Annotated in this window: 28 protein-coding genes; 1 reads left to right on the forward strand and 27 read right to left on the reverse strand. The window is 53.4% G+C overall.

Annotated features, from left to right (window positions below; all coding sequences use genetic code 11):
- Positions 1 to 25: 25 nt before the first annotated feature.
- From QOS46_RS00290 to QOS46_RS00310, 5 genes are read right to left on the reverse strand one after another with little or no spacing between them, the layout of a single operon-like run.
- Complete coding sequence (locus tag QOS46_RS00290) at positions 26 to 613, reverse strand: hypothetical protein (protein ID WP_013623291.1); 588 nt, start codon at positions 611 to 613, stop codon at positions 26 to 28.
- A gap of 2 nt (positions 614 to 615) precedes the next feature.
- Complete coding sequence (locus QOS46_RS00295; RefSeq protein ID WP_013623292.1) at positions 616 to 873, reverse strand: hypothetical protein; 258 nt, start codon at positions 871 to 873, stop codon at positions 616 to 618.
- Entirely contained in the window at positions 849 to 3,236 is a 2,388-nt protein-coding gene (locus tag QOS46_RS00300) for a DNA cytosine methyltransferase (RefSeq protein WP_135659048.1), read from the reverse strand. The genes QOS46_RS00295 and QOS46_RS00300 overlap by 25 nt, the downstream gene beginning before the upstream one ends.
- On the reverse strand, positions 3,236 to 3,619 hold the full coding sequence (locus QOS46_RS00305; RefSeq protein WP_013623298.1) for a DUF7768 domain-containing protein: 384 nt from the start codon (positions 3,617 to 3,619) through the stop codon (positions 3,236 to 3,238). The genes QOS46_RS00300 and QOS46_RS00305 overlap by 1 nt, the downstream gene beginning before the upstream one ends.
- A 19-nt stretch (positions 3,620 to 3,638) precedes the next feature.
- A complete protein-coding gene (locus tag QOS46_RS00310; RefSeq protein WP_013623299.1) occupies positions 3,639 to 4,544 on the reverse strand; it encodes a conjugal transfer protein TrbL family protein in 906 nt (301 codons plus the stop codon).
- A gap of 197 nt (positions 4,545 to 4,741) precedes the next feature.
- Here QOS46_RS00310 and QOS46_RS00315 point away from each other — a divergent pair, with 197 nt between their 5' ends.
- Positions 4,742 to 4,909 (forward strand): hypothetical protein, encoded by a 168-nt coding sequence (locus tag QOS46_RS00315; RefSeq protein WP_167875176.1) that lies wholly within the window; start codon positions 4,742 to 4,744, stop codon positions 4,907 to 4,909.
- Between the two features lie 91 nt (positions 4,910 to 5,000).
- Here QOS46_RS00315 and QOS46_RS00320 read toward each other — a convergent pair whose 3' ends face one another.
- The 22 genes from QOS46_RS00320 to QOS46_RS00425 form a co-directional block, all read right to left on the reverse strand.
- The gene (locus QOS46_RS00320) at positions 5,001 to 5,339 is read right to left on the reverse strand and encodes a DUF3852 domain-containing protein (protein ID WP_013623301.1); all 339 of its coding nucleotides are present in this window, start codon (positions 5,337 to 5,339) and stop codon (positions 5,001 to 5,003) included.
- 180 nt (positions 5,340 to 5,519) lie between these two features.
- Positions 5,520 to 5,879, reverse strand: a complete 360-nt coding sequence (locus tag QOS46_RS00325) for a hypothetical protein (protein WP_330615988.1) — start codon at positions 5,877 to 5,879, stop codon at positions 5,520 to 5,522.
- A gap of 13 nt (positions 5,880 to 5,892) precedes the next feature.
- Complete coding sequence (locus tag QOS46_RS00330) at positions 5,893 to 7,593, reverse strand: hypothetical protein (RefSeq protein ID WP_013623302.1); 1,701 nt, start codon at positions 7,591 to 7,593, stop codon at positions 5,893 to 5,895.
- 66 nt (positions 7,594 to 7,659) lie between these two features.
- Entirely contained in the window at positions 7,660 to 8,232 is a 573-nt protein-coding gene (locus QOS46_RS00335) for a DUF6550 family protein (protein ID WP_283606430.1), read from the reverse strand.
- 108 nt (positions 8,233 to 8,340) lie between these two features.
- Positions 8,341 to 8,889, reverse strand: a complete 549-nt coding sequence (locus QOS46_RS00340; protein ID WP_013623304.1) for a hypothetical protein — start codon at positions 8,887 to 8,889, stop codon at positions 8,341 to 8,343.
- Positions 8,886 to 9,281, reverse strand: a complete 396-nt coding sequence (locus QOS46_RS00345; protein ID WP_013623305.1) for a DUF4320 family protein — start codon at positions 9,279 to 9,281, stop codon at positions 8,886 to 8,888. The genes QOS46_RS00340 and QOS46_RS00345 overlap by 4 nt, the downstream gene beginning before the upstream one ends.
- A complete protein-coding gene (locus tag QOS46_RS00350) occupies positions 9,275 to 9,931 on the reverse strand; it encodes a hypothetical protein (protein WP_013623306.1) in 657 nt (218 codons plus the stop codon). The genes QOS46_RS00345 and QOS46_RS00350 overlap by 7 nt, the downstream gene beginning before the upstream one ends.
- 12 nt (positions 9,932 to 9,943) lie before the next feature.
- Positions 9,944 to 10,816 (reverse strand): hypothetical protein, encoded by an 873-nt coding sequence (locus QOS46_RS00355; protein WP_013623307.1) that lies wholly within the window; start codon positions 10,814 to 10,816, stop codon positions 9,944 to 9,946.
- Between the two features lie 10 nt (positions 10,817 to 10,826).
- Positions 10,827 to 11,756, reverse strand: a complete 930-nt coding sequence (locus tag QOS46_RS00360) for a type II secretion system F family protein (protein WP_013623308.1) — start codon at positions 11,754 to 11,756, stop codon at positions 10,827 to 10,829.
- Complete coding sequence (locus tag QOS46_RS00365; protein WP_013623309.1) at positions 11,753 to 13,285, reverse strand: type II/IV secretion system ATPase subunit; 1,533 nt, start codon at positions 13,283 to 13,285, stop codon at positions 11,753 to 11,755. Before QOS46_RS00365 ends, QOS46_RS00360 begins: the two co-directional genes overlap by 4 nt.
- On the reverse strand, positions 13,279 to 14,094 hold the full coding sequence (locus tag QOS46_RS00370) for a P-loop NTPase family protein (protein ID WP_283606436.1): 816 nt from the start codon (positions 14,092 to 14,094) through the stop codon (positions 13,279 to 13,281). The genes QOS46_RS00365 and QOS46_RS00370 overlap by 7 nt, the downstream gene beginning before the upstream one ends.
- Positions 14,094 to 14,918, reverse strand: a complete 825-nt coding sequence (cpaB, locus tag QOS46_RS00375) for a Flp pilus assembly protein CpaB (protein ID WP_013623311.1) — start codon at positions 14,916 to 14,918, stop codon at positions 14,094 to 14,096. Before cpaB ends, QOS46_RS00370 begins: the two co-directional genes overlap by 1 nt.
- Before the next feature lie 28 nt (positions 14,919 to 14,946).
- Positions 14,947 to 15,081 carry a hypothetical protein gene (locus tag QOS46_RS00380; RefSeq protein WP_013623312.1) on the reverse strand — a complete coding sequence of 45 codons (135 nt, stop codon included), beginning with the start codon at positions 15,079 to 15,081 and terminating at the stop codon, positions 14,947 to 14,949.
- Positions 15,078 to 15,530 carry a prepilin peptidase gene (locus QOS46_RS00385; protein WP_013623313.1) on the reverse strand — a complete coding sequence of 151 codons (453 nt, stop codon included), beginning with the start codon at positions 15,528 to 15,530 and terminating at the stop codon, positions 15,078 to 15,080. Before QOS46_RS00385 ends, QOS46_RS00380 begins: the two co-directional genes overlap by 4 nt.
- Entirely contained in the window at positions 15,520 to 15,750 is a 231-nt protein-coding gene (locus tag QOS46_RS00390; RefSeq protein ID WP_013623314.1) for a DUF6133 family protein, read from the reverse strand. Before QOS46_RS00390 ends, QOS46_RS00385 begins: the two co-directional genes overlap by 11 nt.
- A 12-nt stretch (positions 15,751 to 15,762) precedes the next feature.
- Positions 15,763 to 19,707: an S-layer homology domain-containing protein gene (locus tag QOS46_RS00395; protein WP_283606442.1), complete on the reverse strand. Its 3,945-nt coding sequence runs from the start codon at positions 19,705 to 19,707 to the stop codon at positions 15,763 to 15,765.
- A 10-nt stretch (positions 19,708 to 19,717) separates the two neighbouring features.
- The gene (locus tag QOS46_RS00400) at positions 19,718 to 20,077 is read right to left on the reverse strand and encodes a SpoVG family protein (RefSeq protein WP_013623317.1); all 360 of its coding nucleotides are present in this window, start codon (positions 20,075 to 20,077) and stop codon (positions 19,718 to 19,720) included.
- Positions 20,078 to 20,110: 33 nt separating this feature from the next.
- Entirely contained in the window at positions 20,111 to 20,374 is a 264-nt protein-coding gene (locus tag QOS46_RS00405; protein ID WP_013623318.1) for a DUF6133 family protein, read from the reverse strand.
- A 56-nt stretch (positions 20,375 to 20,430) separates the two neighbouring features.
- A complete protein-coding gene (locus QOS46_RS00410; protein WP_013623319.1) occupies positions 20,431 to 20,985 on the reverse strand; it encodes a YodL domain-containing protein in 555 nt (184 codons plus the stop codon).
- 41 nt (positions 20,986 to 21,026) lie between these two features.
- On the reverse strand, positions 21,027 to 21,599 hold the full coding sequence (locus tag QOS46_RS00415) for a hypothetical protein (RefSeq protein ID WP_013623320.1): 573 nt from the start codon (positions 21,597 to 21,599) through the stop codon (positions 21,027 to 21,029).
- Positions 21,600 to 21,662: 63 nt separating this feature from the next.
- Entirely contained in the window at positions 21,663 to 22,493 is an 831-nt protein-coding gene (locus tag QOS46_RS00420) for a DNA adenine methylase (RefSeq protein WP_013623321.1), read from the reverse strand.
- Positions 22,494 to 22,501: 8 nt separating this feature from the next.
- Positions 22,502 to 22,837 carry a hypothetical protein gene (locus QOS46_RS00425; RefSeq protein WP_330616073.1) on the reverse strand — a complete coding sequence of 112 codons (336 nt, stop codon included), beginning with the start codon at positions 22,835 to 22,837 and terminating at the stop codon, positions 22,502 to 22,504.
- Between the last annotated feature and the right edge of the window lie 91 nt (positions 22,838 to 22,928).

Genomic DNA, 22,928 nt, shown 5'->3' on the forward strand with positions numbered 1-22,928 from the left:
CTCCCTACGGCCTATTGAATTTTACTTATTCTCCGAGAATCACCCAGCGCTCGCCGTCATAATCCTCATACATCTTAGTAGTGACATTTTGCTCATAGTAGACTCCAAGCAGACGCTTGGTATCGGCTTCACCGGCTCTGCGCGCAGTAAAGCCCTGATCCTTGAGGCTCTTTTCGATACGGGAGAGGTAGGGGCCTACGTCCTTTTCTTTTTCTCCACGCAGGCGGATGATGATTAAAAATTCCCGCGCTGTTGCCATCTGCACTTGCATACGGTCAAGGGCGGTCATGTCCTGTGCCAGCAGCTTTCGGATGACAGGATTCTGCTCGGCATCCATCCTGGCTTTCAGATAGCTCTTGTTGCCCTCAAAGTTTTCACGGCTGTTAAGGCACAGCATTTCAATATCCGAGATGCCTTTCAGCACATTCATAAGAGCATAAATCCTTGCCCCGATGCTGGAATCGGACAGGACGCTGATGTTGGTGGGTTTAACCATAAAAAACACCAGCTCACCATGGGGAGTCACAAGGCTGTGGCCTGTGATGTCCTCGATGCCGATGAGCTGGCGGGTGGAGGCTTTCTCCCTTGCCTCCTGTTTCCTTTTTCTGTTCATATTCATGCCCTCCATTCATAGGATTGTTGCTTGCCGAAGAAGAAAGCGGCGGCATAGCGGATAAAATCGAGGATACTCACGTCCTCAAAACGTATGGATAAAAAGGCATAGAGCGCCGTCAGGACGATGGGCGGCAGCCAGCCGAGCTGGGAAAGGGCAAAGACAGAAATCAGACATCCGACGCCGATGATTCCAATATCCCGTAGCTCCCATAGCCACAGGGTAGCCTTTGACTTTAAGTTGTCGGGGTAGATATACATGGGGGTGATTCCTCCTGTTCCTCATGGATTATTCGCAAAAAATAAGCGATGCCACGGAGGACAAAGTCCACGCACGGTATCGCCACGCTGTTTCCAAGTGCCTTGTATCTGGCACTGTCCGATGCTCCCGGTATCAACGTCCAGCCATCAGGAAAGCCCTGGAGCCGCTCACATTCCAGAGGAGTAAGTCTGCGGATGAGGTTGCGTCCATTCTCTTTTACAAGATTTTCGCTTCCGCCTCCGTTGTCGCCACCCTGGGCACGCAGAGTGGTACAGCCCTCCGCATAGTTGCCATATTGTGATTGGCCGAATACTTCAGGCTGACAAATGAGATCGGTGGCATCCTTATGCTGCCTTGCACTTTGTGTGGCAACCACATCATTTTCGGAAAATTCATCGCTCCGCTGTCGGCTGAATACCGCATGGCGGTCGCTGGTGGTAATGGTATAGCTGATGTCCGGCTGACAGCCCAATCCGTTGCCGCCGTTCTCCGGCTCCCGGTCAATGGTGTTGCCAGCAATGCAGATGGTTTCCTGCAAAATAGCACTTCCCACGAGCGGTACATTATTGCCGCCGGTACCATAGGTCGAGGTGACGGTAGGGGCTACCTCCAACGGTCCGTTATATCTGCAATCCTTGGCATGGTTATCAAACAGCACCGGCTGGTTGTTTCCGCTCATGCCTGCGCTGGCAGTGATGGTTGGGCAGATGCCGACGCCGATTTCTGCGCCTCCCTGCTGGGTCGCCATGACCAGCGGCTGGTGACCATGCTCCTGGGCGCGGAGCGTACCTGTGATGTCCTCCGTGCAGTGCATCTGGCTGCCGCCTTGATCGTTTAAGCAAAGCACGGATGGAGCAGTACCGGTTTTAATAGTGGGCGAACACTCTGACTGATAACCGATTCCTCTGGCCTCTGCGCTGGCATTGCCGCAGAATCCTGCGGTAAGCACACAGGGATAGCCCTGTCCGGCCTGACCGCCGCCGCTGGTGATGGAGGTATGAACCTCCGGCGTGAGAAAACAATCGCCGTCACCTTTGCTGATAACTCCTGCCGCAAATAGAAGTCCTGCCGGGTTTCTTCCGCCGCCCCCGTCCGCTCCGGCAAGAGTGGGCGCCACACCCTCCGGCGTGAACACACGGCTTTGCTGGGTATCCCATCCGTTTAGACAGTTCGGCTGGGATATAAGGGGAGGATGACCTCCCATGTCTGCACGGAGCGTAGGGGTTACTTCCTCGGTGATATCCATTCGTTCTCCGCCATGGTCGTTTAAGCAGACCAATGGCTGCTGGGTGACAAAGGTCTGCATCTGCATATTGCGGGTTGCCAGCAGAGCGCCTGATATGCCGTCAAGATCAATCACCTCGTCCCGTTGGTTGACATGAAAAGCGCTGATTTTTTCAGCATCCGCCACAAAAGTCTGCTGTTTCATGCCGGGGCTGGCACCCAAGGCTCCGGCTACATCCTGGAGGTTCCGCACTTCATCACGCTGGTTGGCGGCAAAGGCTATCGCTGTTTTTTCCTCTGTCTGGATATACCCATGCCCGCCGCCTTCGCCGCCATAAAGAGAGGGCCATGTTCCAGTTTCCTCAAAGATGCGGCGGCTCTGCACATCCCATGGGGTCAGGCAAGCTCCGCCTGTATCGTCAGTGCCTCCTTGAGCTGGGGCGGCAGCTCCTTGCCCCTGGCTTCCGCTCTCCGCAATATCCCCAAACAGGCCGTCTTGCTTAAATAGTATTTCGGGTGCGGTTGTGCCTCCAAAATCTGCGACAAGGAAGATGCGACGGCGACGCTGGGCGACTCCCCAGAATTGAGCGTCCATGACACGCCAAGCCAAGCTGAATTCAGTTCCCAATATGACAGCCCCAGCAGATTCCCAGCGCCCGGACTCAGGTCGAGGCACATCACAGGCACTGTACTTAATGCGGACGATCTCCTCGATGACCGCCCTGAAATCCTCGCCGTCTGCGGAGCTAAAGGCTCCGGGGACATTCTCCCAAACGAGGTATCGAGGTCGAATAAAGTGAGCTGGTACGTTTCGCTGCTCATCGGCTTTTCTCATCTCCTTTGCAATCCGTGTCTGCTCCATAAATAGACCAGAGCGTTCTCCGGCAAGTCCGGCACGCTGCCCAGCCACACTCAGGTCCTGGCATGGGCTGCCCCCGCAGATCACATCCACAAGAGGCAATGCCGCTCCGTCAAGTTTTGTGATATCTCCGACATGGAGCATTTCAGGAAATCGGATTTTTGTCACTTCAATGGGAAAGGCTTCGATTTCACTTGCCCATAAGGGGGTGATTCCATTGCGGACAGCAACAAGCGGGAAGCCTCCGATCCCATCGAAGAGGCTCCCCATCGTCATCATCAGACCATCCTCATAGCCTGTTCGGGAGCCTCGGCCGGTACATTGTTTTTTACTCTGCCTATGGCAAAGCCGTTTTCCTGTTCCATTACCCGGCGTACCGGGATTCCGAGTCTGCCCGCTTCCTCGATTTCAAGGTGCATTCCGAGTGAGATATGGTCGCCGTAGCACCATAACTCATCACAACGGGACAACATGGCGATTCCCATGTCAAGCCCAAGCTGACGCTGTTCCGGCTGATGTTCGTCCAGAATGGTGGGGTATAGCAAATGGGGCGCAAAAAAAGCGTACCCCTCGTTCATTACATGATGGCACGCTTTCTTGGCAAACTCGGTATTCTTTTCGATGTCCCCGGCGTAGGGGGACGCCATATAAATCAATTTCATGGCCTTTTTCCTTTCTGCGTTATTTCGGTGCAACCGCCTGCACCACAGTTCGGGTGGTGTTCACAGCGGCCTGCGCCGTGTACACGGCACTCATCACATTAGCCTTTGTGCTGGTGTCCAGCCCAAAAGCTCCAGCGATTCTTGGCACTTCCCCTGCGGAAAGCATCAGCCCAAGCCCCAGCAGGGCGTGGGTTCTCAGGACCATAAGCCCTGCGGCAAGGATGGTTGCCTGCAAAAATGTGGTGAGGCACAGACCGATGATCTGCTTGCACCACTGTGTAAATCCGTCAATGTAACCGCGAGGAACGGAAAACATATACAGGCTGCCTACAGCAATCTGGATCAGCAAAATGCCCCCACGTTTTAAATTGGCAAAAAAAACTTTAATGACCGAGTATCCCATCATGATAATCAGGAAAAGCATCATGATGGGGTTTGTGATGCCCGACAGCCCTCCAAAGATACCGGAGCCCATAGCACCGCCCAGGTCTGACGAGCTGCCAAGCTCTGCTATGATGTTCCCCGCAAGGTCACCGAAGCTGCTTCCGTAGCCGGTGATTCCTGCCGTGAGGCTGCTCTGGAGATTGACCGAGAGCTTGAACAGCTCCACCGGTAAGATGGTAAAAAGGGACACCGCCATAAAGCCTTTGATGGCGTTTAAGGCGGCGTCTTTTATGCTGCCCCGGCCGTGCTGGTACTCGATTCCGGTTTCAAACACCGACACCACAAGCCCGGTCCCGTACAGCGCCCAAGCCAGATAAGAGAAAAACAGGACGATGGACTGTACCCATTCCATAGAGAACAGCTCCACGCCCATATTTCCCATTTGTGCAAAAAAGTCAGCAAGAAAGCCAACCACTTGTCCGTAGAGCCATTCGATGATCTGATCCATCACGGTTCCGAGGACAAAATCCCATATAAACATTTGGAAGTTCACCTCCTTCGAGACATAAAAAATCACACCGTAGCAAGGCACACGGTGTGTTCATTCATCTCGGTTAATAAATTTCGAGCAATGATTTTTATTTGAGTAAAGCTCAAAAACAACTTGACAATCAGCTCTTTCAGAGTTTCAATACCACACAACGGTGGCCGCCGAAATAATCTTAGGAGGTCAATTGCATGGCAGATTACAAAAAAATGTACGATTCGCTGTTCAATGATGTGACGGACGCGATATCGTTGCTTCAGCGCGCACAGCAAAAAACGGAGGAGCTTTTTATCTCTGGCGATGATGGCATCGTACTTGAGATTAGAAAAGAATCCGGGCCTGAGGGCGAAAAAGAATAGCGGAATCATTTTGTAAAGTAAGGAGAGTGGCACGAGCTGCTCTCCTTACTTTTCTGATGTAAACACCATCATGCATAATCGGAACACCTTACTACATCCCCAAAATCGTCCAGATGTAAGTCGGAGCCGTAAGGGTGAACACCAAACAGGCGAACAAAATCGCCGGAGCCGCCCACTCAAACTGACCATGCTTTCGATAATCAAAGTACGCCATCCCTAATTTTGCAAAGAAAAACACCGCCAGAATGAGGTCGATTGCGGGAAACACCACCTTGTTGACCACCGTCTTAATCTGCCCGGAGGCGTCATTCCATGTGCCCTCAATAGCTCCCGCAACATCGCCATTTGCCGCAAAAGCGGTTGTGCTGAAGAACATGGTTACCATGAGGACGAGGATAAGCATAAGAGCAATTTTCTTATACCTTTTCATAAAAACCACCTTTCTAAAAGTTAAGAAAAGGCCGCAGAATTGCTCCTGCAGCCTTGTTCTTTTTCTGTATTTATAGTTTCATTGTCATATCCATGCCCTGAGCCTGTTCTTCCAGGAGCGAGGACACTTCAATTACCTGGGGGTTCTGATAAAATTTCAGGTCACCGCGGAAGCCTTTCTTCAACAAGCTGAATTCTTCAGCCTCCGCAAGTATTTCGGGAGGACGCCGGGTGGCATCTCCTGATTCCATCTTACCCATTCCCCATTTTGATGCCGTTGCTCCAGCTTTAGGATGATGTAACCCTCTGGTACAAAAGCGGGGTATCTCTGTAAAAATCCCCGTGTATCAACATAGGGATGTCCTTCCTTCATGACGGTCATTTCCATAAGCTGCAGGGTGTCTGCGAGAGAAGTGCAGAACCAGCACTCACGATCTCCAAATCGCCGGATGCGCCCATCCTGCAATATTGCATCCAGCCGGTCCTTTTGCGTGTAGTGGTACAGGCTGCCTTTTGGCGCCTCAATTCGTTCATATGCCATTGTATCCTCCCTGCTATGGCTTCTTAGGAGCGACGTGCCAGTCCTGCCACAAGTTGCCCCTTATGGTCAGGCTGTCTGTAAGGTTGGCCGACAGCATTCCATCCGGAGTCCACCCATCAATGAGCCATGTGTTAACGGTATATGCTCCGTCCGGCATCCAGATCGGGCTGAAATGGGTGCGGTTTTTGTAGGTGGAGTAAGGGTTTTGCTGAAGCTCAAATCGCCCCGATCCCATGCGCTCCAAGAGCCGCCAATAGGTTTCATAGGCAAATTCGGGAAAATAGCTGACCGCATTCTGCGGCTGGGTAACCGCCGAGCTTTGGTTGGAGCTGATACTTCCGGTGACGGTCTGGTTGATGCCATATCCCGATTTCATCGTTCTTCCGCTGGCAGTCGGATTCATGCTGTCGCATTTGATGCTCATGGCGGCGGTCAGGCTGGCACTGTAACGGTTCAGGTCAAACTCCCACCATCCGTGATCGCACCAATATCCGTTATCGTTTCCTTCATCGTCATAATCACTGTGCCACACCCAATATTCCTGCCACCACGGCCGCCAGACACTCCAGCTTGCCGAGCTTTTTACCGCTCTGCTTGGTATGGCAGAAGCACGGAAGCTATCGTTGCGGTCATCGGCTACGGGATTGGGCGGAGGGTTCTTATCAAGGTCAAGGATTTTGACGTTGAGGGTCATTTTCGCCGTACTGCCGGGACCGGATACCGTCACCTGAATTGTCATGTTCTGCTCAGTATCGGGGGTTTTCCATTTTACCCACGCAAGCTGGCTATCGCCTTCGGGGTAGTAGACATTGCCCACACTGTAGGTTTGCCCACCGATATTAAAGCTGATGCGGGTGGGCCTGTCGGGATCGGACTGACCTCCGCTGATCCTCACCGCCGTGATGACATTGGTGTTTACCCGGTACTCATAATCGTAGGCGTCAATCTGAGGTTCCTCTGGTTTCTCCGTAAAACGGACAATGCCAAGTCCAAGGCTGGACTTGATATCCGCATTGGATGCGGCGCTGCTTTTGCTGCCTCCCCATGCGGGATAGCCGAGGTCGCCTACCTCCAAAAACATGGCGAGGGGCAGATTCTTGTGGGTAAGAGACACCATTCTTCTGCGGAGCAGACCGCTAACCTGTTCATCATACAGGGCGGCTTCGGTAGCGGTGGTGGCAATCATAACTCCCTCAAATTTGTAGTAGGCAATGGGCTCCAAGAGGATTTTATACTCACCGCCGATGAGAACATCGTAATTCATGCCTGTTACATCTGCAATGCGTTTGATGACATATTCCGAGCAGAAATACTTCTTGATGGCGGCAATATTGTTGCTTCCGTTGGTACTGATAATGCGGGGTATGGTTTGAGCTGGATTGATATAATGGTACACACTTGTGGTAGGGCTTAATTGCTGACCGGAGCTATAGGACAGTTTGCTTACCTTTCCAAAATGAACACGAATATTGTCCGGTTTCTTATTTGTAAAATCTACCGGCGTGGTGACCGTTGCGTGATCACTTGCCCGAACCACAGTAATACGCACACCCTCGTTACCGCCGCTCCATGTGTTGGTGCTGGTTCCGCTGCCCATGCCTCCACCGCCGCCATCGATATTTCCGCTGCCGCCGGTATCAGCAAATGCGGTTAGGGGGCAGAATAGGCAAAGCACCAGCATAAGACTGGCTATGCTCTTGAATAATTTCTTCATTGCGGCCTCCTTTTTGCAAAAGTAAAGGCACGGTCTGTTTCAACCGTGCCTTGTGAAAGTATTCTGTTATTCCCCCATATTGCCGACTTGTTTATTGATATCGCCGTCACCGTCTACAGTTGTGCCTTGACCGCCACCGCCGTTATCGTCAATCCACCCGAAACCCGGCACATAAATCTTGCCGTCCTTGGTTTCGCCGCCCTGCGGCTGATTGTCGTTTTTTGGGGTATCCTTGGGCTTTTCCACCTTATCATGGTCGACGGGCTTGGGAGGCTCCGTGACCTTTTCGCCGTCAGGTTTCTGCGTGGGGTCTTTGAGCTGTTCCTCAGTATATTCCGGCTTGGTTGCATCGCTTTGGATGGTCTGTTCCGTGCCGCTGGAAACTGCACCGTTGTTGATGTTTGTCGGTTGGGTGGTATCAGGCGGGGCTACGGTGCTCTCTTTTTCTTTCTCTGTGCTATCCGGCACCCTGGTGTCCACCGTCACATTGCTCACCTCGGAGCTTTGGGGCGAGGGTGGGGTATCCACCGGCTTTGGGGTTATGAATTGCTGTCCGATCAGTACCACAAGCACCGCACAGAGGGCGAGGCATCCGGTTACGGCCAGCCATTTCTTCGTTTTGGCATTCATATTTTTCATAAGAGTGTCCTCCTATTTGTTAAATTTTGATAGGTTCCTGTTAAGTCACACCCTACCACGAACTTTTCAAAAAGTCTATCATTATTCCAAGAAAACTTCTCCGCAGGGTTAAAACCTCGGTGTGTATCCGGCGCTGGTCTTGACTTTGATCGTCATGGGGGGCAGCAGTTTTCCGCCAAAAGACACGGGAACCTCCAGCATGATGGTGCTGTCAGCTTCAAAGCGGGAGGAGGCTTGGTCGCCCGATGCAAAGGGAGCGTTTCGGATATCCACCTCCAGATTCCACACCTTAAATTCCAACTTGCCGTCCGGAGTGCGTTTTTCATGATAGCCGCCGCTGTAGGAAAGACCGAGTACACCATCCAGCCTGTCATAGATATCGCCGTAATCAATGCTTTCCTCAAAATCCTCGGCAATGGGCTGGTAGGCTCCCGAATAACCCTCCCGCACGCCGTGGTACACATCGTCGTAGTTGTCGTTGACGGTGGAGATAACAGCGGTCTGCACCGCATCCCGCACGCCCTGCGCTACGATTACAAGCCGGAAATATTCTGAAATGCCGGTAAAGATAATCACCAGCGACAAGGCGATGGCAATGATGAGCGGGAAGCCTGAGCCGCTTTTCCCTTGTAGGATTTGCTTGATTTTTTCCGTCATTTCCAGTAGACCTCGCTTTTTCCCGCTGCATCTGCTCTCAGCGTAATGGGGAACGAGCCAAACCCGGCAAAAAGCCCGATGTTGGTCTTGTAGGTGACCGTCACCGTGACTTCTTCATTAAGCTGAATCCTGCCGGTCTTGGACCATGTCACGGTGGGGGTCAGTCCGGTCTTTTCCCGCAGGAATTGTTCACGGCGGCCGGTTTCGCTGCCGATCTGACCGGAGATTTCCGCCTCCCGAATGAGTTCCACGGCAAAGGTGTCAATCTGCTGTTTTTGGATATACACCGGGAACACCTTCACCGCAAGGGCGATAACCAGCATGGCACACAGCACCAGCACCGCCACATCAATGTAGCCTTCTCCGGCTTTGCTTTTCAGTATTTTCAGCACATGGTCACCCCCTGTTCAAAGGGGGCCTGCTCCTGTTCCGGCTCCCGGATGTAATCGCTTAATATGCGCCATGTACCCTTGCTGAAACTGGCCCTACGGACTTCTTGATTAAGCAGTTCCTCCGCGGTGATTTCCCTCCCATACTCAGGACTGCCAGGATGCCCCATTATGCTCTGCCCGGACAGCAGAAGCTGTGCTTTTTCCGGAGTCAGATACACACTACCACCGGGAGTCAACATGTCGAGATTGGCACAGGGATGGTGTTCAATGAATTCCCGCACAGTGTTTTTTTTGTCTGTTGCGGGACCCGGCGTATATTCCGGGTCAAGAGCATAATCCTGTTCTGCTGTACCCTTGTCCATCAGACTCCAGAGCGCATGATTGAGTTCTTCACTGAAATCCACCGATTGCTCCGATATCCACTGATCCCTTGCGACCTCCAGCGGGTTTTCAAAACACAGGAGGTATTCCATATAGTCCTCCGGGTACCCACCACCGTACAGCTCGTTATAGACAAAGCGGGCGGCAGTAATCTCATCGCTTTTTCCGATGAGAACACCTTTGGAAAGTCCGTCCAGTTCACGGAGGTAATCGTTCCAGTTGCGGTCGAGTTTTTCCCGAAATGCATCTATCATCTGTTCTCGCTGCATTTGCACACCTCCTTAAAACATCCCGCCGAGGGATGTGATGATTTCATAGACAATAATCGCCATGTAGGTCATGAGAAAGCACATCAGCATGGCAAAGGAAAATACTCGGATTTTGGGCGGAATCTTCATGGCCTGCGCTTTAAGCCGCTGGAGTTCCAGTTGCTTCATGTCGTGTGCCAGCATCTGAAAATACATCCCGCCGTCATCTCCGCGAAGTACGCCAATCAGCCCTCGCGTGATATCCGAGAGCATGGGCGAATTGAACCTTGACTCGAACCTCGTCAGTGCCGCCTCGTAGCTGGAGGAGCGCATATCTGCAGTGAGGATATCAAGCTCTGCGGAAAAATCTTCTCCCGCATTTCTCTTGAAATTCTCCAGCATGGACAGCACATCCCGGCTGGCTTTCAGCTCCTGGGTGATGGTTGCAACGAAGCGGGGCAGTTCCTGTTCGATTTTGCCTCGTTTAGCTGCCAGAGCCTCGTCCGCCTTGCGTATCTCTTTGAAATAGACCAGCACGGCAGCAAACAGTACAATGGGTGTCAGCAGCGGGAGGACGATAAGGCAGGGAATGATGCAAAGCGCAATACTCATTGCCTTGACGATTGCCATTGCCGTGAACAGCTCCGGCGAGTCGGAAAGTCCTGCCGCCGACAGCACATTTTCCATTCTGCTTTTCTTGTACTCATCCATGCGGAGGTAGCGGGAAAGCTGGACGGCGGCGTTTCGCAGCAGTGCATCGGTGGCTTTGGGTTTTGCCTTGGCCTGCTTACCCGCCGACAGCATCGCCTTTTGGGTGGCGAGAGTGGGCAGCCGCAGCAGATCGGCGGTAATGAAAAAGAGCCCTGCCGACAGGAGGACTCCAAATAAAAAGATGTAGATTGTCATGAGCGTCCTCCTATCTTCGATATTCGATGGGCTGCGTGAGCTTGATGACAAACGCCGTAGAAACGAAAATCACGGCGGCGCAAATGGTCAGAATAATCTGCCCCAGCGGTGTGTGCATCAGCGTGTGGTACCAATCCTTGTTCAAAAAATACATGAGCGGGATATTGCCGACGACGAGAACCTGCATGATGATGAATTCCTTTCTCGGCTCAAACACCATGTTTTCCAGCTCACCGTTAACCACCCGCATATCGGACAGCTTGCTGACGATAGGGGTCAAGGTGGTCTTGAGGCTGCGGTCGTGCTGGCAGGCAATGAGGGCATCACACCATTCGACATATACAGCGTTGTCGATGCGGTCTTTCAGGTCATGGAGCGCTGCCGTCACATCGGGGTCAACCAACCTGACACGGGACACAAACCCTTTGAAAACCGATAGCACGGGAGGGTTAAGATACGGCAGATTTTCGTCTACTGCCGTCAGGATGTCCTCGTTTCTGAGGTAGGCTGTGGTGATGATACTGAGCGCTGTTTCCAGCTCCGCCGCAATATCCCGCTTGAAGTGGCTGGCTGTGAGCTTTACCCACCAGAAAGGCAGGAACATACAGCCTACCGCCATCACAGGAACAAGGAAAAAGTTCGAGAGCATGATGGCGATGGATGCGCCCACGGCAAAGCACAGCAGAGACAGGGCACAGAGCATGGGAAAGCGTGCCGTCCTGCCTGTTACCTTGAGAATAGACTGCACCTCGGCAATTTCCCGGCGCAGATAGGACTGCTTTTTCCTGCGGGTGAATTCACCCACTTCGTCGCGGAGAGACTTGGGCCTGTCGGTGAGCTTTCCGAACACTGCCGTGGTGAACTCTATCGGAGTAAGGCCGAGTAAAATAAAAGAGCCTGCTATCATTCCGATGCAGGCGATTAAGAGTACCGTTGTCATGCGCTTTGCGCCTCCTTTCCCCGCAAGCTCTCGATGACCGCCTGGGGCATACCATTTTCCAGCAGCCGCTTGGCAAGGCTCTCCGAGATGGCATTGATCTGTTCGTGGTGTCCCTCGATGATGAATTTGCCGTCCTCCATGCGGTTTTCGGTAATGATATACTGGAACAATGGACGGTAGTTTCTTGTGCCGTCCGGGAGGATCTCGCACTCCTGAATCTCCATCATGCGGCGCTGCTTATTTTCAAGCTGCTTGCAGAACACCACAATGGGGTAGGCTTCGGTGACATAGTCCATAAGGGTCTGGTCGGACATATCCACCGCACGTTTGCACAGGGACACCATGCGGCGATAGGTAGCCTCGCAGGAATTGGAGTGGATGGTGGTCAGCACCGCAACTCCGGTTCGGGCGGCTTCCTGGGCGGCATTGGCCTCGGCGCCTCTCATTTCGCCCACTACGATAATATCCGGATTAAAACGGAGCGCATAGTCCAGGAGGTTGGTTTGATCGATGCGCTGGCGGTCATTGTCGCTGTCGCGGGTCAGGGTATGGATGACCGAATTGATCACCTTACCGTCCTTTTCCCGAACCAATGCCAGCTCACGGGAACCGTTTTCAATGGTATAGATTCTCTTATTGTCGGGGACGGTTGTCAGCACCCAGCCCGCCACGGTGGTTTTGCCGGAGCTGGTGGCGCCCGCCACGCAGACCGATATGCCGTAGCGGATACAGAGGGATAAAAAGTCCAGCATGGGGTCGGTCGCCGTACCGCTTTTGACAAAATCGTCTTTCTTCATGCTCTGCGGGTTGACGATACGGATGGAGGCGGCGACGCCCACATCTTCATCCACGATGGGACTTTTGAGAACGGCAATTCGGATGTTTTTAGAAAGATGCCCCAGCACGATGGGGCTGGCGTTGTCCAAGACCATGCCGCTGATGTGGAGCATCCTGCGGATTACATTGACAGCGTGCTGGGGGCTCTCAAAGCGTTCCTCCAGCTTGACCGTGCGGCCGTCCGAATATTGCACTTCAATGTCCCGCCACGAGTTGATGTCGATTTCCTCGATTCCGGTGCCGAAGATATATTTCGTCAGAAATCCGAACTCCGCCATTTCGGTGTAGAGAGCATCCGCCAGCTTGCCGCCGCTCATGCCGTTTACCGATACGCGACGGTCCTGAACGTACTTTGTGATGTAGCGTTTGAGCTGTGCCTTGGCATCCTCGCCGCCCGCAGTGATGAGGGTGCTGTAATGTTCGGAGATGTACTCCTGCACATCGGCAAGGACTGATGAGAAATCCTTACCCTCTGCTTCAGGTGTGAAGAACAGCGTATGGGTGCGGTTTACCCCTGAAAAATCCACAGTGCGGTTCACCGTAGACTCCTGATCCATGGTGTTGCTCAAAGCGGGAGCCGTCGCCGGGGGTGTGGATGGTTGGTTTTGTGTCTGTTTTTTCTGCTCCTGTTCGGCCTGTGCCTTATTTTTTCCCTTGGCAAATGCCGGGGTATTTCTCTTTTTCCCTAACATCCGAACACCTCCTTTGCAATTTTTTCAATCTCCCTGCGGAACAAGCGGCTGTCTTTTAGGGACAAATCAGCCAGCAGATTTCCTGCAAGGTACTGTTCCTCCAGCTCCTGAGAATGGATGATGGTAAAGGCTACCGAACCCAGCGCCTGACCGATCTGCTCCCTGGCCTGCTGGGGCTTTACGTTGCTGGCAACCTTGTATTGTTTATCAGCATCCCATTTGGAATCCCGAAGCAGAGGGAGCTGGCTGGAGAGATAACTCACAGACTTGAGGTCTGCATTGGCAAGGCGCAGGACGCTGTCTGCCTCCATGAGCGCCACGGCGGAGAGAATGTCGTTGGCGATATAGCTGCCGCAGTCCACCACAACGAATGGGGCGATTTCCCGTAGTCCGTCCATCAGCTCCTGTGCCTGTAGCTGCTCATAGGGCGGATAGGTGTACTCGTTCTCACCCTTTTTCATGCCGAGGATGGTCAGGTGGCTGTTTTTCTTGAGGGTCACCAGATTGTGCTTGATGAGGGCTTCGGTCACATGGGTAGCGGCAAGGATACTGCCCAGCGAATGCTCACTCTCCAGATCGGAGGGAGGGCAGACACAGGGCAGCATGGGTGTGGTCATATCACAGAGCAGAAGTACCACGTTTTTCTTCCGGTCCGCAAGATGCTTTGCAATCTTCACGGCGGTGACCGTCTTTCCGCTGCCGGGAGAGCCCCAAACGGCAAGAATGCCGCTCTGAGGCTCCTGCTCCGGTGGGGCATCTTCCCTGGCGGACTGGCGGGTGAAGATGCTCTTTTTCTTGAAATTCAGCATCACTGCACCTCGCTTTCCGCGGGTGTTTCGGATGCAGTGCTTTCCTCCGATTCCTGAGACTTGGGTTCAGATGAGCTGTCCTGTGGCACCTCCACAGGATACAGAGCGGCAATGACTTTGTCCTGCGCCTCTGTAAACTTTGCGGTGTTGGCAGGCGTGCCACGGTAAACGAGGGCGAGGTGGAGCTTGCCGTCAGCCTCCAGCTCCGCCAACACTTTGCTCTGTTCGGGAGATACCAGCAGGGTTACGGTGGAGGGCAGCTCACGCTCATCCTTCTCGGATTTGGCCTCACCGGTGTTGGCGTCATAGCCGGAGGAGGCAGTCACGCTGATGACCTCCACATATTTCAGCTCGGCGGGGATGACGGTGGAGCCCTGTTTTTTGTGGTCGGCGGCAATGACCGACACTATATCGCCGCTCTGGAGCTTGCCGGACAGACCGTTTGCAAAGCTCTTGATGGTCACCGACATGGCCTGCTTGGTGCCGTCCAAATTGTAAAGATAGGCATTCTCCGCAGCGGGGGTGTCGGACAGCTTGGTGTTCAAGATATAATCACCGATGGAGAGGTCGGATTTGGCATACTTGCCGATGACCATTTCGCTCTGGCGGATGACGTTGTCGGGCAGACCGAAGCCACCTACCTCCACGGTCTGGACCGTATCCTTTGTGATCTCATCGCCTGCTTTGATTTCCTTAACCACGCGGACGATCTCGGTTTTCTGGCTGACGGACTTGTTGAACAGCGGCGTTACGCCGAAGCAGATAAGCAGGGACAAAAGGATGCAGATTACACCGACAACAGTGCGATTCTTAAAAAGACTCATAGGATTTCCTCCTTTATTTCATTGTGATTTAGAAGCTGACGGAGCTGTATTTGCGGTATTTCGCTGCTTTCACAGCCCCCGGAATAAGGGCGGCAGCCAGCGAAACGGCGGCGATACCGGCGATGAGAATGGTCTTTTTTCTGCTGATATGGATTCTTTTCATGAGATAACTCCTCCGATATTTAGAATGGTTATGGCAAGAAAGCCGAGGGACAAAAACGGCGCCATCGGCAGGGATGCCTGCGCCGCTTTCTGAGGCTCCAGTTTGCGGAGCCTTCTGATGGCTTGGGCCCAGAAATAAAAAAAGAGGGATGCCATCAGACCGAGTGTCAACCCGGCCGTGCATCCCCAAAATCCCAAAACAATGCCCGCGGTGGCAGTGAGCTTGATATCCCCGCCGCCAATGCTGTCCGGTTTGTATAGGGCGGCAATGAGTAGCGGCAGCGCCGCAAGCACTCCCAAGAAATTGGCGGGGCTGAAATCAATCAGCCCCGCCAGTGCAATCAGGAGGCAGATGCTGTCCGGGATGATCCGTTTGCGGAGGTCCCACACAGAAGCCGCCAGAAGCAGAGAAGAAAAAAGCGCCGCCTGTGCGATGCCATTAGCCTCCATAGTTGAACATTTCCTTGATTCTCTGTGTCAAGGTCGGCAGTACCGTTTCCCCAAACAGGGCATAAAGCCCTGCCAGAAGCAGAGCGCCGATGACAACCGCCAGCAGGATTTTAATGGCCGTATCAATGTAGCCCTCCCCGCGGTTTCCGGAAAGGGTGTTTCGGGTTCTGACTACGGCTGTGGCAGACTTGTTCTTCAGCTTGCAAATGAGAGATTTCATAGATTTTCCTCCTTACTCGAAATGATAGGTTACGGAATACGTGATGTTGCTCTTGTTATACATGCAGTCGTGATTGGTGTAATAATAGAATTCCAGCCTTGTGTATACGCCTGCGCCAAGGCTGCGAGTGAAAGTGATGCCGTTGGTGGTGGTACCGTAGTCAAGCTGATCCCACTGGCTGGTCAGCCTGTTGTATCCACGCACTCTGCCGAAGTCCGAGCCGCTGTGACCACTTACAGGAGGCACCGTAAAGGTATATTCTGTGATGGTGGCGCCTTCGAGCCCGTTTTCCATGATAACGGAGTCAGGCCCTGTTAAGACCATCCCACCACCGCCGTTTGAGTCCGCCACAAAGAAAACGATGGCAGCCCAAGGCGATTCAGCGCCTGCGGAGTCCACCGCTTTGACGCGGACCACGTTCTTTCCACGGGGATAGGTCTGTGTTTCAGCATTTCGGCCCTCCCAGACAAGGGTGACAGCATCGCCATCGGGGTCAGAGCTGGTTGCCTTAATGGTGACCGGCGTTCCCGGCGCTACGCTGTTGCCGTTTGGAGTTCGGCTGATGACCGGCGCAGTCGGTGCAGAGTTTACGATGCTGAATGTTTTGGACACCCACTCCGAATACAGCCCGGTAGCATCTTTGGCACGAACACGGATGGTGTGCGTGCCAACGGCATAGTAGTTGTCAGCCGCCTTGTTGTCCCACTCCAGAGTGGTGGCATCGCCGTCCGAGTCAGCGGCTGTTGCGCTGATATTGACAAGGAATTTGCCGTTATTCGCTGTTCGAGTGGGGGTTGCGGTCAGAGTTACAGTCGGTGCGGAGCTGGTGATGGTGAAAGTCTTTGATGCCCAAGGAGAATATGCTCCGGCAATATCTTTGGCACGGACGCGGATGGTGTGCGTGCCTGCGGCATAGTAGTTGTCAGCCGCCTTGTTGTCCCATTCCAGCGTGGTTGCATCGCCGTCCGCATCGGCGGCTGTCGCACTGATATTGACAAGGAACTTGCCGTCCTTGACAATGCGGGTTGGCTCGGCTGTCAGGGTAACAGTGGGGGCGGCATTGGTCACGGTGAAAGTTTTCTCGGTCCAGGTAGAGTAAGCCCCGGCAATATCCTTCGCCCTGACACGGATGGTGTGGGTACCCGGCGCATAGTAGCCGTCAGCCGCAGTGTCCGCATACTCCAAGGTCACCGCATCTCCATCGGGATCTGTGGCATTGGCGGTGATGTTGACGAGAAACTTTCCATCCTTGGCTGTACGGGTTGGAACGGCCTCTACCACAGGAGCATTCGGCGCCGTATTGGTTACCGTAATACTCTCCGCATGTGAGATTACACGTCCTGCGCTGTCGGTGATGGAAGCGGTCAGGGTAAAAGTGCCGATGTCACGGATGGCAATTCTACCGCCGTCATTGCCCAGGGTACCCTGATACTGTGCGGTATTGCCATCCTTTTGCAGTGTCCAGACCACAGCATAGCTGCCGATATGCCGAACATCCCTTGCGGCAACCTCAAACTCCGTACTGTAGTGAACAGTCTGCGGCATGGTGAAAGCATACTGCACCACCGGCAGGATGCGGATGTTTTCGCTGTGGGAATAACTGCGTTTCAGATAGTCGGTCATGGCTGCGGTAAGAACATACTCGCCGCCGCCCTTAAAGGTAATCTTGCCGCCCTGGGGGGTGAGGCTGCCGTCAAACGCCTCGGAGAGCGGAATGCTCTTGCCGTCCTTGCTGACGGACCACTCCACAGGCAGAACATTATTATTGCCATGAGTTCTGAGGTCAATGGCGGTATCAGTGTAGGCAAAGGCAGGAAGTTCAAAGCCGATAGTCAGTACGGGAAGCACCTCGCACCTGTCCTTGCTTTCGTACAGAAAGACACGGCCGGTATCATCGGTGATTCTCGCTACCAGCTCATAGATGCCCGCTCTTTTGAAGCGGATGGTACCTCCGTCATTCGAGAGCTTTCCGTCCACATAAGTCGACCAATCTTGGAAACCGAATGTGTTATCCACCAGCCACTCAACGGCGAGACCGTCCAGATGGTTGGCTTCGGTTTTGACCACGATATCGGTGTCGGTATGGGCGTGTTTTGGCAGGCCGTAGGTAAGGTTGGGCACGGGATAAACCTTGAAGCCCTGCTCATAGCGGTAGCTCCTGCCGCCATCATCGGTGAACTCCGCTTTCAGGATATAGCTGCCTTTGGAGCGGAACTTCAGCTCACCGCCGTTGTTGCCCAGCGTACCCTCCGCCGCATTGGTGAGGGATACCTCCTTGCCGTCATGCAGCAGGGACCATTTGGCGGTATGGCTGCCGATCTCTCCGAACACCGCTTCCACCACAACCGCTTTGTCGGTATGGAAGACTTCGGGCAAGTAGAATCCCGCCGAGCCCACCGGGTAGACCGTGATGCCTGCGCTACCGGCAAACACTCTGCCGGTAGCATCGGTAACGGAAGCGGTCAGCGCATAGACACCTTTTTCCTTGAATCGGATGCTGCCATGGTCGGGATCTCCTTCAATCCATGTGTCGATGTCAGCGGATTCTCCGTTGCGGGTCAGGGTGTAGGTTAGCGTGAGCCCATCCGTTTCTTTTGTTTCTGTTTTTAGCTGGGCGGTTTTATCGGTATGGGTAACTGCCGGCAGGGTGAGATTCACCTCCGCCACAGGGTAGACGGTAATGCTGCTCTGTGCGGTGACAACCTTGCCCAGCTCGTCTGTGATGGAGGCCGTGAGCGTATAGCTGCCCTTATCCTTGAACAGCACCGTGCCGCCAGCAGCGGTCAGCTCTCCGGTGACGGCTTTCTCCATATCGGCGGCGGTTCCATCTTTTTGGAGGGACCACAGCACCGAATTGGAACCGAGATTCTCCGTGGAAAGCTCCACCGGCACGCCGGTATCGGCATGGGCGGTTTCGGGCAGTGTGAATGCCGCTGTCACCACCGGATAGATGCTGACCGTCTGCTCATGGGTCACCGTGGCGCCCCGGCTGTTTTTTGCCGTGGCAATGAGGGTGATGCTACCGGTATGCGTGAATTTCACCTTGCCGCCTGCAGCGGTCAGTTCGCCCTCTGTCAGCCCGGGAAGCTCGGCGGGCAGTCCGTTTTTAAGAATTGTCCATGTCACACCGCTCACATAGCGACTTTCCGGCTTAATCTCAATTTCATCGGCGGTGTAGGCGGTTTTGGGCAATGTGAAGCTGAACTGCGGAGCGGGAACATAAGAGGAACCACCACCGCCAGAACCGCCGCCACCGGAAGGCTTATCCTCCGGCTTGGGTGTTACGGGCGGCTTCGGAGGTTCTTCTTTTTTGATCTGTTCCTTTGCTTTCTCCGTATCCACCAGCATTTCAAAGGCTTCCGCACGGGTGGCTTTGCCTTCCGGCTTTACTGTACCGTCCGGGTAACCAGTCACAATGCCGTACTTTTTGCCTGTACAGATACAGGCTTTATCCCCATCAGCGAGTCCATCGTCATCGGAAAACCCGGTGACACAGGGGCAGGATACATCATGGTCGCCCTTGCCGATAGCCCTCACCAGCATTCGGATCATCTCCATGCGGGTGATTGGATCATTCGGCAGGAACTTCGTCCCGAAATCGTCCTTTTGGATAATTCCTGCAATGATGAGCGACTCTACATACTGCTCCGACCAGTGTCCGGCAATGTCAGTAAAGCGAATGGTGACTTCACTTTCATCCGGTTCCGGCAGTTCCATAGTCCTGGCAATCAGGGCGGCAAACTCGCCTCTTGTAATGATTGCGTCGGGATGTGCGAGACCATCGGGATAGCCGCTGATGACGCCCTTATCCGTGAGGATTTGGATGGCTTCCTCCGCCCAATGGCCTTTGGCATCCTCAAAATATCGGTTTACCGCATAGGCGCTGCCCGCAAGCAGGGCAACAACCATGCAGACCACGAGGAGGATGCTGAGAGGTCTTTTCATTTTCTCCTTCATCGTCTACCTCCTACATCCCACCCATGACAGGCTGGCTTTGCTCCTGCTGGGGTTCGGGAGATTCCTGTTTCTGTACGGCGGTCTGCCCTTGGGTGAGCGCCTGCTGGTAGGCACCGATGACCGCCTTGTCAAATTCTGCTTTGGCTTCTTTGGTGCAAGGGAAGCAGATATCCTTGTACTCACCGTTTCCGGCTTTATAGCTGGGCATGGAGACAAACAGCCCCTTGGAGCCGTCCATGATCTTGATGCCCCGCACGGCAAAATCACTGTAGATGTTAACCGAGGCGGTGGCCTTGCAGCTTCCCTCCGGGCGGATGGAATGGATTTTCACATCGTACTTGGGGACAGCCGGTGTTGTATTCTTAGGCATGGTTTTTCCTCCTTCTTAAAATTGCCGGTACTCTTAACCGGCGTAGTTGAACATCTCCTTGATACGCTGAGTCAGAGTCGGCAGCACGGTTTCGCCAAACAGTGCGTAGAGCCCTGCAAGGAGCAGGGCGCCAATGACAACGGCCAGCAGGATTTTAATGGCCGTGTCGATGTAGCCCTCCCCGGCACTCTCTGAGAGAATGCGCCTGCCGCGGAATGCAAGTCTGGCGGCGGTGTCCTTTGCCGCCGTCAGCTTATGAGAAACCGCAGCCTTTACTTTTTTGATAACATAAATCATATGGTTTTCCTCCGTTCTATTGATGGCGGGCATAAGAAAAGACAGCCCAAGGCTGCCTACATACTCATGTCCATGGTTTGGATGGGTTCGGGTGATTCAAATTCGATCTGCCGGAATACCTTACGGTCCGCATAGTAGAACTCGCTTCCGGCAGCGTTGTATAGCTCAATGATGTCTGACATGGAGAGTGGATTCCCTAAAAAGCCGGGAGGCTGCCGTATGCTGTACCGCTCGTAGATAGTTTCTGGATCATTGGTATCAAGCTGGCCGTCATAGGCGATACGGTAATTTCCGGGAGACGGTTCTCCGAACTTCCGCACCATTTCCTCATAGGAAATAAATTTCATGTGGATATCCACGTCGGGCTTGAGCTGCCAGATGCGAACATTTTTCAGCGGAGCAGCAGTTTCGATACCACCCAGCCGTTCCCCGGCAAGAAGCCGCTCCATCACGCCATCCGTCCACTGCGGTGTTAGGGAACGGCTTTTCAGCCAAGCAGACAGCTCATTGCTCTGAAAGATGTTGTCCACAACTGCATTTTCTTTTTCTGTATAACCGGCCGGGTTTCCGTAATAAGAAATGAGGCCGTTTTTCAGGGAAATCCCCGGCATATTCTCACCTCCCAAGCGGTGTTTTGGAGAGCGAATACGGGTTATTTGCCATAGATGATGCTTTCCTGCATAATCAGTTCATCCAATGCCGCAAGGCAGATGCCGCTCTGCGCCAGCATTGAAAGAATGCAGGGAGGCACATCGTTGATGTCCTGCTGGATGTCCGCCTCCACCACCGTGATTTCACCGCTGTCCCCATCGGTATAGGCTTCCAGCTTGGCACCCTCGGGAATACCCGCTTCCTCCAGCAGATAGTCGGGAATATGGATGCTCTGGCTCTCGTCCAGCAGATCATGGCAGAGGGAGCAGTTAGCCACCCACTCGGCGGGGTTGTTGCCACAGCCGCATTCCGTACCAGCTTCAGGATTTTCATCGCCGCAGTTATTGCAGAGGCCGCAGGCTTTGGCGAGATGGATCGTCATATCGCTTGCCAGTTCACTGAGTGCGGTGATAACACGGATAAGCTCCAGCGCCGTCATCTTACCCTTGTGGATAACGCATACACCATCGGCAGCCATCACTGCAAGGGTTTCGGCATCGGTAAACCCGCACCGCTGCTGAATAACAAGAGGGATTTGCAGGGTCTGCTCGGTTTTCTTCTGATGATTTTTCATGGTCTGTTCCTCCTTAAAATGTTTGCCCCTTGATATGGGGCGAATTTTGTTTTCTGCTTCCGGTCAGAGTTCAATCCCTCCGTCATCAAATAAGTTGAGCTGTGAAGGAGCCTCCCTCGTCCGTTCTCGCATATCGTAGTTGGCAATGAGGATTTCAGGGAACTGCGCCCCATTGTCATACCTTTGCTTGATGTTGTTGATTCGGGTATAGGAGTCGATTTGAATGCCCGGTGTATCATATAGCTCCCGGATAAATTCGCAGTCATTGTAGGACAGCAGGAATTTGCCCTCAATCCGCAGCAGTGCATCCCGCAGGCGGATATGGTCTTTTTCTGTAAAGCCATCCTCGCCTACGTTTTTGTAGTAGTTCTCTGTTTCAAAGTACGGCGGGTCACAGTAGAAGAAACTAACGGGGCGGTCATACTGCCCAATCAGCTTCTCAAAGTCCTTGTTTTCAACGACCACTTTGGCAAGCCGCCTGTGGGCCTGCTCAATCAGCGGAAAATTGGACCGAATATCATGTGGCTGGCTGCCGTAGCTCGTCAGCCCCGATGCGTAGCTGTAGCGGATGAGCTGATAAAACCAAGCGGCTTTCTGCACATCCGAGGCAGGGCTGTCACGGGCAAGGGTATTTTTGACATGGTCAAAATCTGCACGGGCATTGAGAACATAACGCAGTGCGTCCATGAGTTCCTCTGGCTTATCCCGCACACAGCGGTAAAGATTGACCAATAACCCATTAAAATCGTTGTACACCTCAAAGTCATTGCCGGGGAACTTATGAAAAAGAATCCAGCCGCCCCCGCCGAATACCTCGATGTATCTTTCATAGTAGAGGGGAAAAAGGGTGACGATCAGCTCACGCAGGGATTTCTTGCCACCGATCCAAGACATAAAGCTGTTCAGGAGTCATCACCTCCCTCCAGCGGCAGGCGTATCTGCGTATCGTCAAACGCCGTGAGGGAACGCTTGAGTCCGGTGATGGCGGCGCTGATTCCGCTGATACGGCTTTTCATGTGCCGGATGGTCAGGCGCACTTCAGCCTCGGTCTTTGCGTAGAAATAGCCGCTTTGATCACTGGCAATGGGGATACCCTCACGGCGCAGGGCATTGACAAGGTCACGCAGTTCCTTACCTGAAACGTGGAATGCGTATTCCATCATTTTGCTTGTGACGGCATTTTCGGCGCCGTGATGATAACGATGCAGATACTCCGCAAGCTGCTCCTTGAGCATCATTGCCTCCTTTCCGGTTGTTTCCCCGGAAAGGAAGTCAAGGCAAAAAGGGCATAAAAAAACAGGGCCGCCTCCTGTCGGGGAAACGGCCTTG

The organism is Faecalispora anaeroviscerum (assembly GCF_947568225.1).
Classification (GTDB): Bacteria; Bacillota; Clostridia; order Oscillospirales; family Acutalibacteraceae; genus Faecalispora; species Faecalispora anaeroviscerum.

Coding starts and splice junctions, on each gene's coding strand:
- QOS46_RS00290 (WP_013623291.1), bottom strand. CDS start 613: ATGAACAGAAAAAGGAAACAGGAGGCAAGGGAGAAAGCCTCCACCCGC.
- QOS46_RS00295 (WP_013623292.1), bottom strand. CDS start 873: ATGTATATCTACCCCGACAACTTAAAGTCAAAGGCTACCCTGTGGCTA.
- QOS46_RS00300 (WP_135659048.1), bottom strand. CDS start 3,236: ATGATGACGATGGGGAGCCTCTTCGATGGGATCGGAGGCTTCCCGCTT.
- QOS46_RS00305 (WP_013623298.1), bottom strand. CDS start 3,619: ATGAAATTGATTTATATGGCGTCCCCCTACGCCGGGGACATCGAAAAG.
- QOS46_RS00310 (WP_013623299.1), bottom strand. CDS start 4,544: ATGTTTATATGGGATTTTGTCCTCGGAACCGTGATGGATCAGATCATC.
- QOS46_RS00315 (WP_167875176.1), top strand. CDS start 4,742: ATGGCAGATTACAAAAAAATGTACGATTCGCTGTTCAATGATGTGACG.
- QOS46_RS00320 (WP_013623301.1), bottom strand. CDS start 5,339: ATGAAAAGGTATAAGAAAATTGCTCTTATGCTTATCCTCGTCCTCATG.
- QOS46_RS00325 (WP_330615988.1), bottom strand. CDS start 5,879: ATGGCATATGAACGAATTGAGGCGCCAAAAGGCAGCCTGTACCACTAC.
- QOS46_RS00330 (WP_013623302.1), bottom strand. CDS start 7,593: ATGAAGAAATTATTCAAGAGCATAGCCAGTCTTATGCTGGTGCTTTGC.
- QOS46_RS00335 (WP_283606430.1), bottom strand. CDS start 8,232: ATGAAAAATATGAATGCCAAAACGAAGAAATGGCTGGCCGTAACCGGA.
- QOS46_RS00340 (WP_013623304.1), bottom strand. CDS start 8,889: ATGACGGAAAAAATCAAGCAAATCCTACAAGGGAAAAGCGGCTCAGGC.
- QOS46_RS00350 (WP_013623306.1), bottom strand. CDS start 9,931: ATGCAGCGAGAACAGATGATAGATGCATTTCGGGAAAAACTCGACCGC.
- QOS46_RS00355 (WP_013623307.1), bottom strand. CDS start 10,816: ATGACAATCTACATCTTTTTATTTGGAGTCCTCCTGTCGGCAGGGCTC.
- QOS46_RS00360 (WP_013623308.1), bottom strand. CDS start 11,756: ATGACAACGGTACTCTTAATCGCCTGCATCGGAATGATAGCAGGCTCT.
- QOS46_RS00365 (WP_013623309.1), bottom strand. CDS start 13,285: ATGTTAGGGAAAAAGAGAAATACCCCGGCATTTGCCAAGGGAAAAAAT.
- QOS46_RS00370 (WP_283606436.1), bottom strand. CDS start 14,094: ATGCTGAATTTCAAGAAAAAGAGCATCTTCACCCGCCAGTCCGCCAGG.
- cpaB (WP_013623311.1), bottom strand. CDS start 14,918: ATGAGTCTTTTTAAGAATCGCACTGTTGTCGGTGTAATCTGCATCCTT.
- QOS46_RS00380 (WP_013623312.1), bottom strand. CDS start 15,081: ATGAAAAGAATCCATATCAGCAGAAAAAAGACCATTCTCATCGCCGGT.
- QOS46_RS00385 (WP_013623313.1), bottom strand. CDS start 15,530: ATGGAGGCTAATGGCATCGCACAGGCGGCGCTTTTTTCTTCTCTGCTT.
- QOS46_RS00390 (WP_013623314.1), bottom strand. CDS start 15,750: ATGAAATCTCTCATTTGCAAGCTGAAGAACAAGTCTGCCACAGCCGTA.
- QOS46_RS00395 (WP_283606442.1), bottom strand. CDS start 19,707: ATGAAGGAGAAAATGAAAAGACCTCTCAGCATCCTCCTCGTGGTCTGC.
- QOS46_RS00400 (WP_013623317.1), bottom strand. CDS start 20,077: ATGCCTAAGAATACAACACCGGCTGTCCCCAAGTACGATGTGAAAATC.
- QOS46_RS00405 (WP_013623318.1), bottom strand. CDS start 20,374: ATGATTTATGTTATCAAAAAAGTAAAGGCTGCGGTTTCTCATAAGCTG.
- QOS46_RS00410 (WP_013623319.1), bottom strand. CDS start 20,985: ATGCCGGGGATTTCCCTGAAAAACGGCCTCATTTCTTATTACGGAAAC.
- QOS46_RS00415 (WP_013623320.1), bottom strand. CDS start 21,599: ATGAAAAATCATCAGAAGAAAACCGAGCAGACCCTGCAAATCCCTCTT.
- QOS46_RS00420 (WP_013623321.1), bottom strand. CDS start 22,493: ATGTCTTGGATCGGTGGCAAGAAATCCCTGCGTGAGCTGATCGTCACC.
- QOS46_RS00425 (WP_330616073.1), bottom strand. CDS start 22,837: ATGATGCTCAAGGAGCAGCTTGCGGAGTATCTGCATCGTTATCATCAC.